The 15,653-nt window shown below is 70.0% G+C and carries 15 protein-coding genes; 1 reads left to right on the top strand and 14 read right to left on the bottom strand.

Annotated features, from left to right (window positions below):
- Positions 1–29 precede the first annotated feature (29 nt).
- From NQV15_RS05415 to NQV15_RS05365, 11 genes are all read right to left on the bottom strand, one after another.
- Positions 30–818, bottom strand: coding sequence for a TIM barrel protein (locus NQV15_RS05415; RefSeq protein ID WP_232398589.1), 789 nt, complete (start codon positions 816–818; stop codon positions 30–32).
- Entirely contained in the window at positions 815–1,810 is a 996-nt protein-coding gene (locus NQV15_RS05410; protein WP_232398588.1) for a Gfo/Idh/MocA family oxidoreductase, read from the bottom strand. Before NQV15_RS05410 ends, NQV15_RS05415 begins: the two co-directional genes overlap by 4 nt.
- Entirely contained in the window at positions 1,807–2,958 is a 1,152-nt protein-coding gene (locus tag NQV15_RS05405) for a Gfo/Idh/MocA family protein (protein ID WP_232398587.1), read from the bottom strand. Before NQV15_RS05405 ends, NQV15_RS05410 begins: the two co-directional genes overlap by 4 nt.
- A complete protein-coding gene (locus tag NQV15_RS05400) occupies positions 2,955–3,854 on the bottom strand; it encodes an ATP-binding cassette domain-containing protein (RefSeq protein WP_232398586.1) in 900 nt (299 codons plus the stop codon). Before NQV15_RS05400 ends, NQV15_RS05405 begins: the two co-directional genes overlap by 4 nt.
- Positions 3,851–4,897: an ABC transporter permease gene (locus NQV15_RS05395; RefSeq protein ID WP_232398585.1), complete on the bottom strand. Its 1,047-nt coding sequence runs from the start codon at positions 4,895–4,897 to the stop codon at positions 3,851–3,853. The genes NQV15_RS05400 and NQV15_RS05395 overlap by 4 nt, the downstream gene beginning before the upstream one ends.
- 26 nt (positions 4,898–4,923) lie before the next feature.
- Entirely contained in the window at positions 4,924–5,883 is a 960-nt protein-coding gene (locus tag NQV15_RS05390) for a sugar ABC transporter substrate-binding protein (protein WP_232398584.1), read from the bottom strand.
- Between the two features lie 70 nt (positions 5,884–5,953).
- The gene (iolD, locus tag NQV15_RS05385; RefSeq protein ID WP_232398582.1) at positions 5,954–7,894 is read right to left on the bottom strand and encodes a 3D-(3,5/4)-trihydroxycyclohexane-1,2-dione acylhydrolase (decyclizing); all 1,941 of its coding nucleotides are present in this window, start codon (positions 7,892–7,894) and stop codon (positions 5,954–5,956) included.
- Positions 7,891–8,754: a 5-deoxy-glucuronate isomerase gene (gene iolB, locus NQV15_RS05380; RefSeq protein ID WP_232398581.1), complete on the bottom strand. Its 864-nt coding sequence runs from the start codon at positions 8,752–8,754 to the stop codon at positions 7,891–7,893. Before iolB ends, iolD begins: the two co-directional genes overlap by 4 nt.
- Positions 8,751–9,641, bottom strand: a complete 891-nt coding sequence (locus NQV15_RS05375) for a Cgl0159 family (beta/alpha)8-fold protein (protein WP_232398580.1) — start codon at positions 9,639–9,641, stop codon at positions 8,751–8,753. Before NQV15_RS05375 ends, iolB begins: the two co-directional genes overlap by 4 nt.
- Positions 9,641–10,588, bottom strand: coding sequence for a 5-dehydro-2-deoxygluconokinase (gene iolC / locus NQV15_RS05370; RefSeq protein WP_232398579.1), 948 nt, complete (start codon positions 10,586–10,588; stop codon positions 9,641–9,643). The genes NQV15_RS05375 and iolC overlap by 1 nt, the downstream gene beginning before the upstream one ends.
- Entirely contained in the window at positions 10,585–11,385 is an 801-nt protein-coding gene (locus tag NQV15_RS05365) for a TIM barrel protein (RefSeq protein WP_232398577.1), read from the bottom strand. The genes iolC and NQV15_RS05365 overlap by 4 nt, the downstream gene beginning before the upstream one ends.
- A gap of 213 nt (positions 11,386–11,598) precedes the next feature.
- Here NQV15_RS05365 and NQV15_RS05360 point away from each other — a divergent pair, with 213 nt between their 5' ends.
- Positions 11,599–12,336 (top strand): GntR family transcriptional regulator, encoded by a 738-nt coding sequence (locus tag NQV15_RS05360; protein ID WP_232398576.1) that lies wholly within the window; start codon positions 11,599–11,601, stop codon positions 12,334–12,336.
- Between the two features lie 13 nt (positions 12,337–12,349).
- Here NQV15_RS05360 and NQV15_RS05355 read toward each other — a convergent pair whose 3' ends face one another.
- Genes NQV15_RS05355 through tig form a run of 3 tightly spaced genes read right to left on the bottom strand, consistent with a single transcriptional unit; the run spans position 12,350 to position 15,528 of the window.
- On the bottom strand, positions 12,350–12,829 hold the full coding sequence (locus tag NQV15_RS05355) for an SRPBCC family protein (protein WP_232398575.1): 480 nt from the start codon (positions 12,827–12,829) through the stop codon (positions 12,350–12,352).
- A gap of 1 nt (position 12,830) precedes the next feature.
- Positions 12,831–14,087 (bottom strand): esterase/lipase family protein, encoded by a 1,257-nt coding sequence (locus NQV15_RS05350; protein ID WP_232398573.1) that lies wholly within the window; start codon positions 14,085–14,087, stop codon positions 12,831–12,833.
- 58 nt (positions 14,088–14,145) lie between these two features.
- Entirely contained in the window at positions 14,146–15,528 is a 1,383-nt protein-coding gene (gene tig, locus NQV15_RS05345) for a trigger factor (protein ID WP_232398572.1), read from the bottom strand.
- Positions 15,529–15,653: the final 125 nt, after the last annotated feature.

Here is a 15,653-nt window from a genome sequence, read left to right as displayed (position 1 = left end):
TCGGGTCCGGGCGGATCGACGCCGGGTGGTCAGACGGTGAAGGCCTCGCGGAAGGCCTCGAGGGCCCGGTCGCTGCCCTCGACCGACGGGTCGATCGCGAAGGCCTCCATCGCGACGACGCCCTCGTAGCCGGCATCGGCCAGCGCGCGTGCCACGAACGGCCAGCGCACCTCGCCGGTGCCCGGCTCACAGCGTCCCGGGACGTCCGCGACCTGCACCTCGCCGAGGTGCGGCGCGGCGCGCTGGAGGAGCTGGACGAGATTCCCCTCGCCGATCTGAGCGTGGTACAGATCCAGGTTCAGCTTGAGGTGCGGGCTGTCGACCGCTGCGACCAGCGCCACGGTGTCAGCGGCCCTCGCGAACGGCGTCCCGGGGTGGTCGACCTCGGTGTTGAGGTTCTCCAGCACGAACGTCACGCCGTGGGTCTCCCCCAGCTCGGCGATGCGCGACAGTGTCCGTCCGGCTGCCAGCCACATGTCACCGGTCACCACCTCGACGGGGCGAACAGGAAGACCACCTTCGCCGAGGCCCGTGCCGTGCAGGTTCAGCGACGGGCACCCGATCGCCTGTGCGAAGGCGATCGACCGCTCGGCCGTGCGGAGCAGGTCGTCGGCGCCCTCGCTCGTGATCAGGTCACCCGTGACGTATCCGGTCATCGACGTGAAGTCCGCCCCGGTCGCGACGAGCGCGGGGGCGTCCTTGGTCGTCCAGTCCCAGATCTCCGCCGCGAACCCGGCCGCGTGGATGCGCTCCACGCGCTCGAGGTGCGGCAGGTCCGTGAAGACCATCTCGGAGCAGACGGCCAGCTGGAAGCTCACCCGTACAGCTCCGGACGCTCCGGCACGTCGACGGTCTCCCGGGCGCCCGAGCCCAGCGCGGCCACACCGGCGCCGGCGACCAGGTTGGCCACATAGCCGTCCCACGCGCTCGCGCCGACGACGTCGCCACGCAGGGCGGCGTCCGCCCACGCGGCCAGCTCGAGCCGGTACGACTCGATAAAGTGCGCCACGAAGTCGCTGCCGATGGCGCTGCCGCCCTGGCCCGAGATCCGGCGAATGACCGGCGTGCGGGGCTCGAGGGACGCCGATCCGCCCGTGCCGACGACCTCGACCCGGACGTCGTAGCCGTAGCCAGCGTTGACGAATACCTCGGCCGTGATCATCTGCCCTCCGTCGGTCCACAGCGTGGCGACCTGCGGATCGCGGAAACCCTCGGTGACCGGCGACTCCACCCGGATGCCGATGATCTCGCCGTCGAGCAGCCAGCGGAAGGTGTCGAACTCGTGGATCATCGATCCCGTCACGAGCCCGGCATCGTCGGTGCTGGTCGCGTTCGACGCATTGCGGTGGATGCCGTGCAGGACCCGCACCTCGCCCAACGATCCGTCGATGATCGATGACTTGAGATCCTGGAAGCCCGGATCGAACCGGCGGTTGAAGCCGACCTGGACGAAGCGCCGGCCGGCCGCCACCTCGGCGTCGACGACACGTCGGGCGTCGTCGGCCGTGACGGCGAGCGGCTTCTCGCACATGACGTGCTTGCCGGCTTCGATGGCCGCGATCGCGAGATCGGCATGTGTGAAGTCCGGTGACGCGATGACGATCGCATCGACCTCGGGGTCGGCGATCAGGGCGTCGGCGGATTCTGCTGCCTCGCCGCCCGCCGCGCTCGCCACGTCCTTGGCCCGCGCGGTGTCCAGGTCGAACACGCGCGTGACCTGGGCGGCCGGGACACCGGCCGCGAGCGTCCCGACATGGGAGGCGCCCATCGCTCCGGCGCCGACGACGCCGACTCTCAGTCGCTGGTTCACAGGGTGACCCACTTTCGCTCGTCGGAGGACAGCACCATGGCGTCCAGGATCTTGGCGGCGGCCAGCGCGTCGTGGATCGTGGCGCCGACCGGCTTGCCGGTCGCGATCGACTCGACCAGACGGCGCGCCTCGATGACCTTGAGGTCGTCGAACCCGATGGGGTTGTTGGTGCCGGGCTGGAAGAAGCTGAGCTCGCCGTCGCCCGGTCCGGCGTACTCCGTGGCGTAGAAGCCGTTCAGGTAGTCCTGACCGGCGCAGACGCGCAGCTCGTTCATGCGGCGGAAGTCCCACGCGAGGGCGCCCTTGGTGCCGTGCACCTCGAATCCGTAGGTGTTCTGCTCGCCCACGGCGGTGCGGCTGGACTCCAGGATGCCCCGCGAGCCGTCCTTGAGCCGGTAGAGCGCGTTGACGTAGTCCTCGTTCTCGACGTCGCCGAGGTCACCGGCGCCCTTCTCGTAGTGCATCGCGCCGGGGATCGCCGCACGCCGCTGCGGGATGAACGTGGCCCGGTCGACCACGAGCTCGTCGAAGTCGGCGATGACGTGCTGGACCAGATCGGCCGCGTGGCTGACCAGGTCACCGAGCACCCCCGATCCGGAGAACTCGCTGCGAAACCGCCACGACAGGGCTGCGTCGGGATCGGCCGAGTAGTCGGCCAGGAACCGCACGATGCTGTGCTCGACGTCGCCGATGCGTCCCGACGCGATGATCTCGCGGGCGCGGTCGACGGCCGGCACGTTGCGGTAGTTGAAGCCCGTGGCGGCCTGGACGCCGGCCGCCTCCACCGCGGCGAGGATCTCGGCGGTCTCGGCGGCGTTGCGTCCTGCGGGCTTCTCGACCCACAGGTGCTTGCCGGCCCCCGCGGCCGCGACGGCGACGTCACGATGGATGAAGTTCGGCCCGGTCACGCACACGAGATCGATCTCGTCGTCGGTCACCAGCTCGCGCCAGTCCGTCAGCTGGCGCTCGAAGCCGTAGGCCGCGGCTGCCCGCTGGGTGCGGTGGTCGGGGGCGTTGTCGGCCACCGCCACGAGCCGGGGCACGAGCGGGGACTCGGGATAGTGCTGGAGCAAGCGGGACAGGGCACGCGCATGCACCTGCCCCATCCAGCCGAAGCCGACGATGCCGACCCGAACGGGTTGGGTCACGGCGAATCGGCCTTGATGGTCTTCGCGATCTCGGAGTCGGGCCCCATCGTCTTCTCCAGCTCGTGGGCGAGGGACTCCAGCTCGGCGCCACCGGCCATCATCGCGGTCAGCTCCTCGAGGGTCATCTCCTGCTTCGGGAAGTCACCCATGCTCTTGCCACGGCGAAGCAGCATGAAGCGGTCGCCGACCGGGTAGGCGTGGTGCGGGTTGTGGGTGATGAAGACGACGCCGAGGCCGCGGTCGCGGGCCTTGGCGACGTACTTCAGCACGACACCGGACTGCTTGACGCCGAGCGCCGCCGTGGGCTCGTCCAGGATCAGCACCCGCGCGCCGAAGTAGACCGCGCGGGCGATCGCGACGCACTGCCGCTCACCGCCCGACAGCGTGCCGATTGGCTGGTCGACGTCACGCAGGTCGATGCCCATCGCGGCGAGCTCACTCTTGGTGATCAGCTTCATCTGCTCGACGTCGAGCTTGCGGAACGGTCCCACACCCTTGGTGAGCTCGCAGCCGAGGAAGAAGTTGCGCCACACCGGCATGAGCGGGACGACTGAGAGGTCCTGGTAGACCGTCGCGATCCCGAGCTCGAGCGCCTCGCGAGGGCTGCCCAATGTGGTCGCCACGCCGTCGATGATCAGCTCGCCGTCGCTGTGCTGGTGGGCGCCCGCGAGGATCTTGATGAAGGTCGACTTGCCGGCGCCGTTGTCGCCGAGCACGCAGGTGACCTCGCCGGCGCGCACGGAGGTCGTGATCTCGCTCAGCGCGATGATGTTGCCGTAGTGCTTGCCGATGTCGCGCACCTCGAGGATCGCGGTGCCCACCGGGGGGAGCGCGGCGCTCGACAGGCCGTGGGACGCGCCGGAGCCGGTCTCCGGCTGTTCGCTGTCAACGCTCATTGTGCTGTCTCCGCTCGCTTGCGTACCCATTCGTTGAGAAGAACCGCACCGAGGAGCATCACTCCGAGGAAGGCCCGGAGCCAGTTGTTGTCCCAGCCCGAGTAGACGATTCCCTGGTTGACCATGCCGTAGATGAGGGCGCCGAACGCGGCGCCGATCGCCGATCCGTAGCCCCCAGTCATCAGGCAGCCGCCGACCACCGCGCAGATGATGTAGATGAACTCCTGCCCCACGCCGGTGTTGCTCTGGACGGTCGAGGTCGTGAACAGCAGCAGCATGCCGACCAGCCAACCGGCCCCCGCGGTCGTCATGAACAGCCCGACCTTGGTCTTGAGCACCGGGACACCGATCTGCCGGGCTGCCGTCTGCTGACCGCCGACCGCGAAGATCCAGTTGCCCGTCCGGGTGCGCAGGAGCACCCAGGTCGCCACCGCCGTGATGCCGATCCACCAGAAGACCGAGGCGTAGATCTGGCCGCCGGCGCCCGAGCCGTTGACGTCGATCGACGAGCCGAAGATCTTCTTGGCCTGGTCGTAGTACGGGACGTTGGACATGCCCTGGATCGCGACCTGACCGATGAGGGCCTTGGTGCCGGCCAGGTCGATGCCCTGCAGGACGAAGAACGTCCCCAGGGTCACGATGAAGCTCGGCAACCCCGTCCGCATGACCAGGATGCCGTTGATCGCCCCGATCATCAGCGCCAGGGCCAGGGACACGAAGATCGCCGCCCAGATGTTGAGGCCGTACTCGGTGGTCAGCACCCCGACGACCAGACCGGTGAACCCGGTCATCGCACCGGCGGAGAGGTCAAACTCCCCGCCGATCATGAGCAGCGCAACAGCCACCGCCATGATGCCGATCGTCGACGCGCCACGCAGCCATGTGCTGGCCCCGCTGGCGGTGGCGAACGCCTCGGTGGTGACGGCGAAGAACACGAAGATGACGACGGCCGCGACCAGTGCGCCGATCTCCGGGCGTTTCATGAGCTTGGTGAGGGTGGACGTCTGCGAGATGCGTTCGTCCCCCACGGTGGCTGTTGCCATGTTCTGCTCCCTCGTCGGATGAACCGTCAGCGGGTTCCGTTGGCGGCGAACTTGAGCACCGCGTCCGCATTCTCCTTGGTGATGAAGGCCGGCCCGGAGTTGACCGGCTGGCCGCCACCGACGTCATTGCCGTTGATGTCCTTCAGGTACAGCGTGGTGACGCCCAGGAATCCCTGGACGTAGGGCTGCTGGTCGACCGCGAAGAGGATCTTGTCGTCCTGGATGTTCTTGATGACGTCCTCCGACAGGTCGAACGTGGCGATCTTCGCCTTGCTGCCGGACTGCTCCACCGCGCCGACGGCGTCGATCGCGTACTGGCCGCCGAGCGTCAGGACGACGTCGATCGCCTTGTCGGTCTGCAGCTGCGACGTGATCGTGGCCTGGACAGCGCTGTCGTCGGTGCCGTCGACCTGCAGGTTGGAGACCTTGCCGCCGAAGGTCGAGCCGACCGCCTTGCAGCGCTCCTCCAGACCGATGTTGCCGGCCTCCTGGATGACGCACACGACGTTCTTGTACCCCTCGCCCTTGAGCCGCTCACCGACGGCCTCGCCGGCAATGGTCTCGGTCTGGCCGATGTGCGTGATCGCGCCGAACTGCTTGAACTTGTCGACGCCGGAGTTGATCGTCACGACCGGGACGCCGGCCGCCACGGCCTTCTTGATGCTGTCCTCGAGCCCGTCGGGGTTGGCCATCGACACGACGATGCCGTCGACCTTGTCGGCCACCGCGCCGTCGATCAGCTGCGACTGCTTGGCCGGATCGGGGTCCGAGCTGTACTCGACCTTGACGCCGTAGTCGTCGCCGGCCTTCTCGGCGCCCGACTTCACCCGGTCCCAGAAGGCATCGCCCGAGCTGCTGTGGGTGATGACCGCGTAGGTCAGGTCCTGGGAGTTCTCCTTGGTCGCATCTTCCTTGCCGGTGCCGCTGCACGCGGCAAGGAGGACGCTCGCGGCCGCAACGGCGCCGACGATGGTGATCTTCTTCATGGAGTTCCTGCCTCTGCTGTGATGCCCCGGCGCCTCGGTGCGGTCGGGACGTTCGATGTGGTCGTGCCGGTCATGCAAGATCCGCCGAGTCGGACGACGGGGTCAGGTAATCACGCTGCCGGGTCTTGTGGTCGTCATAGGTGCGGCGAGCCTCGCGTGTCGAGCGCAACGCGGACGCCTCTGCCACGGGGACATCCCACCAGGCGGGGCTGTCGGGCGCCGGGACCAGGGGGTCGGTCTCGACGTGGATGACCGTCGTGCGGGCCGACTTCTGGGCCACGTGCACCGCGTCGCGGAGCTCCTCGATCCCGGCCACCGTCAGCACATCGGCTCCGAGGCTCGCCGCGTTCGCCGCCAGGTCGACCGGCAGCTTGTCACCGTCGAGCCCCGTGTCGGTGCGGTAGCGGTACGCCGTGCCGAAACGCTGCGAGCCGAGGGACTCCGAGAGCGCCCCGATCGAGGCGTAGCCGTGGTTCTGCACGAGGACCACGATGAGCTTGATGCCCTCGGCCACCGCGGTGACGAGCTCGGAGCTCATCATCAGGTACGAGCCGTCGCCGACCAGCACGAAGACGTCGCGCGGGTCCGCCCCCTCGTCACGCTCCTCGTCGAGGGCCGCGAGCTTGACGCCGAGCCCGCCGGGGATCTCGTATCCCATGCAGGAGAAGCCGTACTCGACGTGATATCCCTTGCGGTCGCGGGTGCGCCAGAGCTTGTGCAGGTCGCCGGGCATCGAACCGGCCGCACACACGACGATGTCGCGCGGATCGGACAGCTCGTTGACCGCGCCGATGACCTGCGACTGGATCGCGAGCCCATCGGCGACCGGGGGCGCGCCCTCCCCGTCGTACGCGCGCTGCACGACCGCGTCCCACTCCCCCGCGAGCTCGGTCGCGCGGGCGGTGTGCGCCGGCTCCGCGGTCCATCCGGCGAGCGCTCGCGTCAGCGCGGCAAGTCCCTCGCGGGCGTCGGCGACGAGGCTGACGGCTGAGTGCTTGTGCGTGTCGAACGCCGAGACGTTGAGGTTGACGAATCGGACACCGTCCGCCTCGAACACCGTCCGGGAAGCGGTCGTGAAGTCGCTGTAGCGGGTGCCGACCCCGATCACGACATCGGCCTCGGCGGCCAGCGCGTTCGCGGCCGTCGTGCCGGTCACGCCGATCGCCCCGACCGATTGCGGGTGGTCGTACGGGAGGGCTCCCTTGCCGGCCTGGGACTCCGCGACCGGGATGCCGGTCGCCTCGGCGAAGGCGCGCAGGGCGTCGTTGGCACCCGAGTAGGTGACTCCCCCGCCGGCGACGACGAGCGGGCGGCGCGCCGAGCGGATCACCGCGACCGCCCGGTCGAGCGCCGCAGGCTGCGGCACGGGGCGCGCGACGTGCCAGACCCGCTTCGCGAACAGCTCGTCGGGAAAGTCGTGCGCCTCGGCCTGCACGTCCTGCGGCAGCGCGAGGGTCACCGCGCCGGTCTCGGCGGGATCGGTGAGGATGCGCGTCGCGTGCAGCAGCGCCGAGGCGAGCTGCTCGGGGCGGTTGACGCGGTCGAAGTGCACCGACACGGGGCGGAAGATGTCATTCACCGAGACATCGCCCTGTTGGAGGCTCTCGAGCTCTTGCAGCACGGGGCTGGAGACGCGGGTCGCGAAGGTGTCTCCCGGCAGCAGCAGCACAGGCAGCCGGTTGATCGTGGCCAGAGCGGCGCCGGTCACCATGTTGGTGGCACCGGGCCCGACGGAGCTCGTGACGGCCATCGTCGCGAGGCGGTCCCGCTGGCGGGCGTACGCCACCGCGGCGTGGACCATCGACTGCTCGTTGCGGCCGTGCAGGAAGCGCAGGCGGGACGGGTCGTCCGACCGGTCACGCTCGAGCAGCGCCTGCCCCACCCCGGCGACGTTGCCGTGGCCGAAGATGCCCCAGCAGCCGGCGAAGAACGGCCGCTCGACGCCATCGCGCTCGGTGTGCTGCGCCTCGAGGAAGCGGACGACTGCCTGCGCCACGGTCAGGACCGTCATCGCTGTCCTCCGAACGGGAGTCGGGGATCGACGGGCTGGTCGGCCCAGGTGTCGCGGATCCAGGTGTGGGCGGGGTCGTCGCAGATCAGCCACGCCCGCTCCGCGCCGGGTCCGGCCATCACGTTGAGGTAGTACATGTCGTAGCCGGGAGCCGCGATGGACGGACCGTGCCACCCGTGCGGGATCAGCACGGCGTCCCCGGTGCGCACCTCGGCCGAGATGTCGATGTCGGCGGTCTCGTGGCCGTAGACGCGCTGGAACCCGATGCCGGGGCCGTGGGGTCCGTCGGCGATCTCGAAGTAGTAGATCTCCTCCAGCGAGGTCTCGCCGTCGCGCTCCTGGTCATGCTTGTGCGGTGGATAGGACGACCAGTTGCCGCCGGGCGTCAGCACCTCGCACGCAATGAGGCGATCGGCGGCCAGCACTCCCGGCACGCCGAAGTTGTTGACCTGGCGGCTCGACTGCCCGGCGCCGCGCAGCTCGACCGGCACGTCCTGCGTGGGCAGGTACGCCGGCTCGAGACGTTCGCTGCACACGGCCGAGGCGAGGGCGAAGCGTCCGCCGTCGGTGCTGGAGATCGACAGCCGCGCATCCCGCGGCGCGTACACGACGTCACTCGGCCCGTCGAAGACGCTGCGGCGTCCGGCCAGCGAGAAGGCGTGGCCGTCGACCGTCACCACGGCCGATCCGCCCAGTGACAGCACGACGACCTCGGAGTCGTCGGTGTCGAGCTCCTCGGCCTGACCGGCCGCGAGCACGAGGATCCGCAGCCCGCTGAACTCCCACCCGGCCGACTTCGGGGTGATCTCGAGGGCGAACCGGTCGGCAGCCGACTCACCTGATCGCAGCACCGGGCTCACGCTGTCATCATCTCCACCGTCGCATCGACCGCGTCCTCGACCTGGCCGTCGGGCGGGAAAAGCAGTGAGCGACCCACGACCATGCCACGCACCGTCGGGCTCGTGAGGGCCTTGGACCACGTCGCGAACTGGGCGTCCTGGTCGGCCGAGACCTCGCCGCCCAGCAGCACCACGGGCAGCGTGGACGCCGCGAGGACGGCCTCCATGTCGTCGACCACGGGCAGCTTGAGCCACGTGTACGCCGAGGTGGGCCCGAGCCCGGCGGCCACGTTCGCCGAGCGGACGACGGCCTCGGTCGACAGGTCGTTGCGCAGGCGGCCCGCCGCGTCACGACCGGAGATGAAGGGCTCCACCATGGCCATGACCCGGTGGTCCGCCAGATCTCGTACGGCCTCCGCGCAGGCCTGCATCGTGGCCGGCGTCGCGGGATCGCGCGGATCGATGCGGAACAACATCTTGCCGCCCTGGTACCCCGCCGCGGCGATCGATGCGGCGTCGTAGGCCGTGAACTTGTCGTCGATCTCGAAGTCCGTCCCGGCCAGTCCGCCCCGGTTCATCGAGCCGATCACGACCTTGCCCTCCAACGACCCCAGCAGCAGGAGGTCCTCGATGACGTCGGCGGTGCCGAGCACGCCGTCGACGCCGGGACGCTCGAGGGCACGCACCATACGACTGAGCAGCTCGGCGCGGTCGCCCATCGCAAGGGGGTCGTCACCCGCGCGCAGCGCCCCACGGGCCGGATGGTCGGCCGCCACGAGCAACAGGCGTCCGGTGCTGCCGACCAGACCATCGGGCTGGACCCGGGCGGCGGCCAGCTCGGCGATGCGCTCGGGGTGCTCGACGCGGACGGACACGATCTCTGCGATGTCCTTCGCGGTGACCCGCATCAGACCCTCCCTCTGGTGAGCACGGCGTCGACCTGGTCGACCGTGGGCATCGCGTCCGAGCATGACAGCTGGCCGGCGACGTAGGCTCCCGCGGCGTTGGCGAAGGACAGCACGCGGGTGAGGTCCCAGCCACTGAGGAGTCCGTGCACCAGCGCGCCGCCGAAGGCGTCGCCCGCGCCGAGGCCGTTGACCACGTCGACGGGGACGGGCGGCACGACGACCGACTCGTCACCGCGCACGCCCAGCACCCCGCCAGGTCCCTGCTTGATGATCGCGAGCTCGACGCCGGCCGATCGCAGCGCCTTGGCCGCCGCCGGCGGATCGGTCTCACCGACGGCGACCTGCGCCTCTTCGCGGTTGCCGACGGCCACGGTGACGTACGGCAGCGCCGCCTGCACCTGGGCGGTCGCCAGCTCGGCGGACTCCCAGAACATCGGTCGGTAGTCGAGGTCCAGCACGGTGCCTGCCTTCCTGCCGCGTGCCTCGAGCGCGGCCAGCGTGGCCTCGCGGCTGGGCTCCTGCGACAGACCGGTGACGGTCACCCAGAACACGTCCGCGGCCCGGATCGCGTCGAGGTCCAGATCGTCGACGCGGATCGTCAGGTCGGGTGCCTTCGGCTCGCGGTAGAAGTACAGCGGGAAGTCGTCCGGCGGGAAGATCTCGCAGAAGGTGACGGGCGTGGGCAGCCCGTCGACCGCGGACACGAACGTGTCGTCCACGCCGAAGCCGCCGAGCGCCGTGTGGACGAATCGGCCGAAGGGATCGTCGCCCGTGCGGGTCACGACGGCCGACCTGCGGCCCAGGCGCGAAGCCGCGACGGCGACGTTGGTCGCGCTGCCACCGAGGAACTTGGCGAACGAGGTGACGTCCTCGAGGCCGACCCCGATCTGCTCGGGATAGATGTCGACGCCCACCCGTCCCATCGTGATGAGCTCGTGGGCGGTCATGCCAGCGCCGCCTTCACGAAGTCGAGGCAGGCCCGCACATCGGCGACCGGGCCCTCGCCCGTCGGGGCCCCGTCCGTGAACATGACGTCCTGCTCGAGGACGAACCAGCCGGAGTAGCCGTGGCTGCGGAGTGCGTCGATCATGGCGCGGACGTCGACGTCGCCCTGACCGAGCACCCGCCACATCCCCGCGGCGACGGCATCGGTGAAGGCGAGCTCGCCCGACACGACCCGGGCGGCGGTGGCGGCGTCGACGTCCTTGAGGTGGACGTGCTCGACCCGCGACAGGTTCGCCAGCGTGAGGGCGACGGGATCGGCTCCGGCCGCGGTGAGATGGCCGGTGTCGACGCACAGCCCGACGTGCGATCCCTCGAGCACCCGTTGGACGTCGTCGGCGTTCTCGACCACCGTGCCGATGTGCGGATGGATCGCGGCCACGACACCCCGCGACGTGGCGTGCTCTGCGATGCGGTCGAGGTTGCCGAGCAGGGTCGTCCACTGCTGGTCGTCCAGGACGGGCCGCGCGTCGTACCCCTCGGCCCCGGTCGAGGCGGCCAGCACGACGACTCCCGCGCCGGATGCCAGGCAGGCATCGACGAAGCGGTCGACCTCGGGGAACGGGTCGTGTCCGGGGTCGTGCAGGAGGACCGGCAGGAATCCGCCGACGGCGTGCAGGCCGAATCCGTCGAGGAACGCTGCCTTCGCGGAGGGGTCGCCCGGCAGGAAGCCGTCGGGTCCGAACTCCGTCGCGGTCAGTCCGAGGGACTGCATCTCGGTCAGGACCCGCTCGGCGGACATCTGGTAGCCCCAACCGGGTACCTCGCAGACGCCCCACGAGATCGGTGCACCGGCAATGCGGAGGGGGGCCCGGCCCTGGGGCTCGCGGTGTGACGGCACGGCTTCCTCGGATCTTCCATTCGTCGTGACAGCGAGTGTGACCCACGACATAGCGACTGTCAAGCATTTGTCATGACATAAGGACATTCGCTCGGATGGGGCTACATTGTGCGCATGGCCGGCCCCAAATTCGTCCTCGACCGCTCCAGCCCCGTGCCGCTGTACTTCCAGATCGCGGAGCAGTTCGAGCGGGCGATCGTCGACGGCACGATCGCGCCCGGCGAGCGCATCAACAACGAGATCGCGCTCGCCGCGGAGCTCGGGCTGTCGCGCCCGACGATGCGACAGGCCATCCAGGTGCTGGTCGACAAGGGAATGCTGGTGCGGAAGCGGGGCGTGGGCACGCAGGTCGTGCACGGCAAGATCCGTCGCTCCGTCGAGCTCACCAGCCTGTTCGACGACCTGGTCGCGGCCGGCAAGCAGCCGCGCACCGATGTCATCTCCGTCGGCAAGGTGCCCGCGGACGAGGACGTCGCCCGCGAGCTCCAGCTCATGCGGGGGGCCGATGTCTGGTCGCTGGAGCGCCTGCGCTGGGTCGATCGCGAGCCGCTGGCCCTCATGCACAACTACATCCCGGTCGACGTCGTCGATCTCGCCGCCGTCGACCTCGCCGAGACGGGGCTGTACGCCCTCCTGCGCGACTCGGGCGTCGTCATGCGCGTCGCCCGACAGCGCATCGGCGCGCGCGGTGCCACGCCTGAGGAGGGCAGGCTGCTGGGCGAGCGCAAGGGAGCACCGCTGCTGTCGATGCAGCGCACGGCCTACGACGACGCGGGACGCGCCGTCGAGTACGGCCGCCACGCCTACCGACCCGATCTGTACGCGTTCGAGCTGACCCTCGTCGACCGCTGACGCCGAGCCGGGCTCAGCGCTCGGCGGCCCGCCGGTAGTGCGCGAGCGTGCGGTGCATGCCGGCCAGGATCTCCCGGTCGTGCGAGTCCGCACCTCCGAGGGCCAGCCGCGCCGTGGCCCGGACGATCCAGGACGGGTCGACCACCGCGGTGCGCCGTTCGGTCAGCACCGTCGCGATGCCGTCGCCGACCGGCGTCAGCTCGTACGACCACTCGACGTCGGTCGGCCACACGTGGAAGGCCAGCGCGCCGCGACCGCGATCGTGCACGGGCGGCTTCCAGCGGGTGATCCGCGTGATCGTGGGCCACACGAATCCCTTGCGCCGGTTGAGGTTGAGGCCGCGCCGGCCCACCCCGGGACGTCCGAGCAGCCGCGTCCCGACGAGCTCGGGGCTGGCGTGCTTCATCGCCGGCAGGTCGGACACGAGCGCCCACACCTCGTCGGGGCTCGCGGCGATCTCGATCGACGCCTCCAGGGCGGGCTGGTCTCCCACGTCAGGCCTGCCCGGGCGCGGCGATGGCGCGCGGATCGCGGTCGTGGGCGTTGATCCACGAGACCATCCAGTCCGCGACCTGCGGGTGGTTGAGCAGGGCGAAGTGATGGACGCTCGGCAGGTACTCGAACCGCGCCCCGTCGACGATCGGGCCGGCAGGTCCGACGCCCGTGGCCGACGAGAAGTGCACCATCAGGTCACCCAGCACCGAGCTCAGCGGATGCTTCTGCGAGGCGGCCAGGGTCGAGGCGACGAAGTGGTACTCCGCGTGCGGCAGCGGGGCGGCGGCGATGCGGTCCAGTCCCCACTGCGCGGTGAGGTCCTGCCCCTCCCACTCGTCGCGGGTGATGTAGCCGTGCCGAAGGTCGACGATCCCGGCGGACCGCTGCTCGAGGATCGCGCCGATCGGCGTCGACTCGGGCCAGAAGCGCAGCAGGCGCGACCCGACGTGGGCGATCTTCTCCAGGCGCGCCCCGGCATGCGGCGTGCCCAGGCAGATGACGTCGCGCACCAGGTGCTGCCAGGTCGCTCCGGCGGCGGTCGCGTGATTGGTCGCGGCGCGGGCGACCAGTCCGCCCATGGAGTGACCGACCAGCGTGATGCGGGTGACCGGGACGGGCCAGTGCTCGACCAGCTGCTGGACCAGCGTGTCCAGGTGCTGGCCGTTCTCGGAGATGTGCAGCCCGGTGTTGTAGCGGATCATGACCGGCGTCCCGTCGGTCTCGTCGGCGATGCGCTCGGCGTACGTCGTGCCGTGGACCTTGGCCCCGTTGGACCACGACTCGTCGTTCTCGCACAGGCCGTGCACGAAGATCACCGGATGGCTGGTGGCGCCGCGGAACGCCTCGGCCAGCTGCCAGCCGGTCACCGGGACGTCGGCGCCCTCGGAGCGGACGGCCATCGAGATGGCCTGCGGATCGTCCAGCATCCGCAGCTCGTCGCCGATCAGGCCGTTGATCGTGGCCACGACCAGCCGCCCACGCCGCCCCGACTCGATGGGACGACCGACACCGCGCGTGGCCAGCGCGCGGACGGTGCCGCTGGAGACGCGCAGCGTGCCGGAGATCGCTCCGTAGACGGATGTGACCACCGCATCGTGCAACGACTCGGGGACATGACCGCCCACCAGCCGCGTCGCCCTGAAGGCGCGCGCGGCCATGGCGCGGTGCATGTCGCGGGCGGTCCCGACGATCAGGCGGTCGCCGTAGTCGAGAGCCAGCGCCGCGACATCAGTGGTCCGTGCGGGAGCGGCAGGCATGTCGTTCATGCTGCCGCTTCCCGCCCGGGATGTGAACCTCCCCGCGGGGAGGGATCGATCACGCCTTGTCAGCGCTCTCGTCGGCGTCCGAGTCCGCATCGGCCTCGTCGTCGGCGAAGGTGCCGTCGGCGCGCAGCTTGGACAGCTCGATGACGTTGCCGGACTTGTCGGTGACCTTGGCCGACTCCACCAGCGATGCCAGCGCCTTGCCGCGCAGCACCTCGCTGACCATCTCGGGCACGTGGTTGTGCTCCATGATGTGCTGGATGTAGGAGTTCGGGTCCTCGCCGGACTGCTGGGCGCGGCGCATGATGTGCTGCGACAGCTCGGCGTCGTCGATGCCGAACTCCTCGTTCGCGACGATCTGGTCGAGCACGAACTGAGCCACCAGCGAGTCGCGGACGCGCTTCTCCAGCTCGGCCTCGAACTCGTCGACCGTCTGCTCCTCGTCGTCGAGGTACTTCTCGAACGGCACGCCGGCCATCGCGAGCTGCTGCTCGATCTGCTGACGGCGGCTGGAGATCTCCTCGGCGACGAGGCTCTCCGGCAGCGGGGCGTCGATGGCGCTGACGATCTCGTCCAGGACGAGGTCGCGGGCCTCGTTGGCCTGCTGCATGCGCTTGCCGCGGGTGACGCGGTCCGTCAGGTCGGCCTTGAGCTCCTCGATCGTGTCGAACTCCGAGGCGGTCTGCGCGAACTCCTCGTCGAGCTCGGGCAGCTGCTGCTCCTTGACGTCCTTGACCGTGACGGTCACGTCGACGTCCTGTCCGGCCAGCTCGCCGCCGACCAGCTGGGTCGTGAAGGTCTTGGACTCGCCGGCCGACAGGCCGATGACGGCCTCGTCGAGGCCCTCGAGCATCGTGGCCTTGCCGACCGAGTACGGCATGCCCTCGGCCTGCGCCTCGGGGATCGCCTCACCGTTCTGGGCGGCCGACAGGTCGATCGTCAGGAAGTCGCCCTCGGCGACGGGACGCTGGACCTCGGCGAACGTCGCGAAGCGCTCCTGCAGGGCGGTGAGCTGCTCGTTGACGTCGTCCTCGGTCACCTCGGCGTCCTCGACCGTCACCTCGATGGTGGAGACGTCGGGCAGCGTCAGCTCGGGGCGGACGTCGAGCTCGGCGGTGACCACGATGGGCTCGCCGTCCTCGAACGTCGAGAGGTCGATCTCGGGCTGGCTCAGCGGCTGGACGTCGGTGTCCTGCAGGGCCTGGCTGTACCAGCCGGGCAGGGCGGCGTTGAGGGCCTCGTCGAGAACCGCTCCACGACCGACGCGCTGGTCGACGATCGCCGCGGGGACCTTGCCCTTGCGGAAGCCCGGGATGGTGATCTGCGAGCCGATGGTCTTGTAGGCGGCGTCAAGACTGGGCTTGAACTCCTCGAACGGCACCTCGATGGTGAGCTTGATCCGTGTCGGGCTCAGTGTCTCGGTGGTGCTTTTCACGTGGGTGACTCCTGCATGATCTCGGGTGGTGGGGCCGGGCTTGGCCCGCTGCGGCCGGAATCGGCCGCGGAAGCGTCCCTCCAGTCTCTCACGACCGGGAACTGGCCGGAAGCAGACCTTCGGCC

The organism is Aeromicrobium wangtongii, assembly GCF_024584515.1.
GTDB lineage: Bacteria > Actinomycetota > Actinomycetes > Propionibacteriales > Nocardioidaceae > Aeromicrobium > Aeromicrobium wangtongii.
This window is presented reverse-complemented; position numbering and strand designations above follow the sequence as displayed.

Bases quoted from the DNA above. Each gene is read 5' to 3' on its own strand.
- NQV15_RS05400 (WP_232398586.1), bottom strand. From the start codon at position 3,854: ATGAGCGTTGACAGCGAACAGCCGGAGACCGGCTCCGGCGCGTCCCAC.
- NQV15_RS05395 (WP_232398585.1), bottom strand. From the start codon at position 4,897: ATGGCAACAGCCACCGTGGGGGACGAACGCATCTCGCAGACGTCCACC.
- NQV15_RS05390 (WP_232398584.1), bottom strand. From the start codon at position 5,883: ATGAAGAAGATCACCATCGTCGGCGCCGTTGCGGCCGCGAGCGTCCTC.
- iolD (WP_232398582.1), bottom strand. From the start codon at position 7,894: ATGACGGTCCTGACCGTGGCGCAGGCAGTCGTCCGCTTCCTCGAGGCG.
- NQV15_RS05375 (WP_232398580.1), bottom strand. From the start codon at position 9,641: ATGCGGGTCACCGCGAAGGACATCGCAGAGATCGTGTCCGTCCGCGTC.
- iolC (WP_232398579.1), bottom strand. From the start codon at position 10,588: ATGACCGCCCACGAGCTCATCACGATGGGACGGGTGGGCGTCGACATC.
- NQV15_RS05365 (WP_232398577.1), bottom strand. From the start codon at position 11,385: ATGTCCGCCGAGCGGGTCCTGACCGAGATGCAGTCCCTCGGACTGACC.
- NQV15_RS05360 (WP_232398576.1), top strand. From the start codon at position 11,599: ATGGCCGGCCCCAAATTCGTCCTCGACCGCTCCAGCCCCGTGCCGCTG.
- NQV15_RS05350 (WP_232398573.1), bottom strand. From the start codon at position 14,087: ATGCCTGCCGCTCCCGCACGGACCACTGATGTCGCGGCGCTGGCTCTC.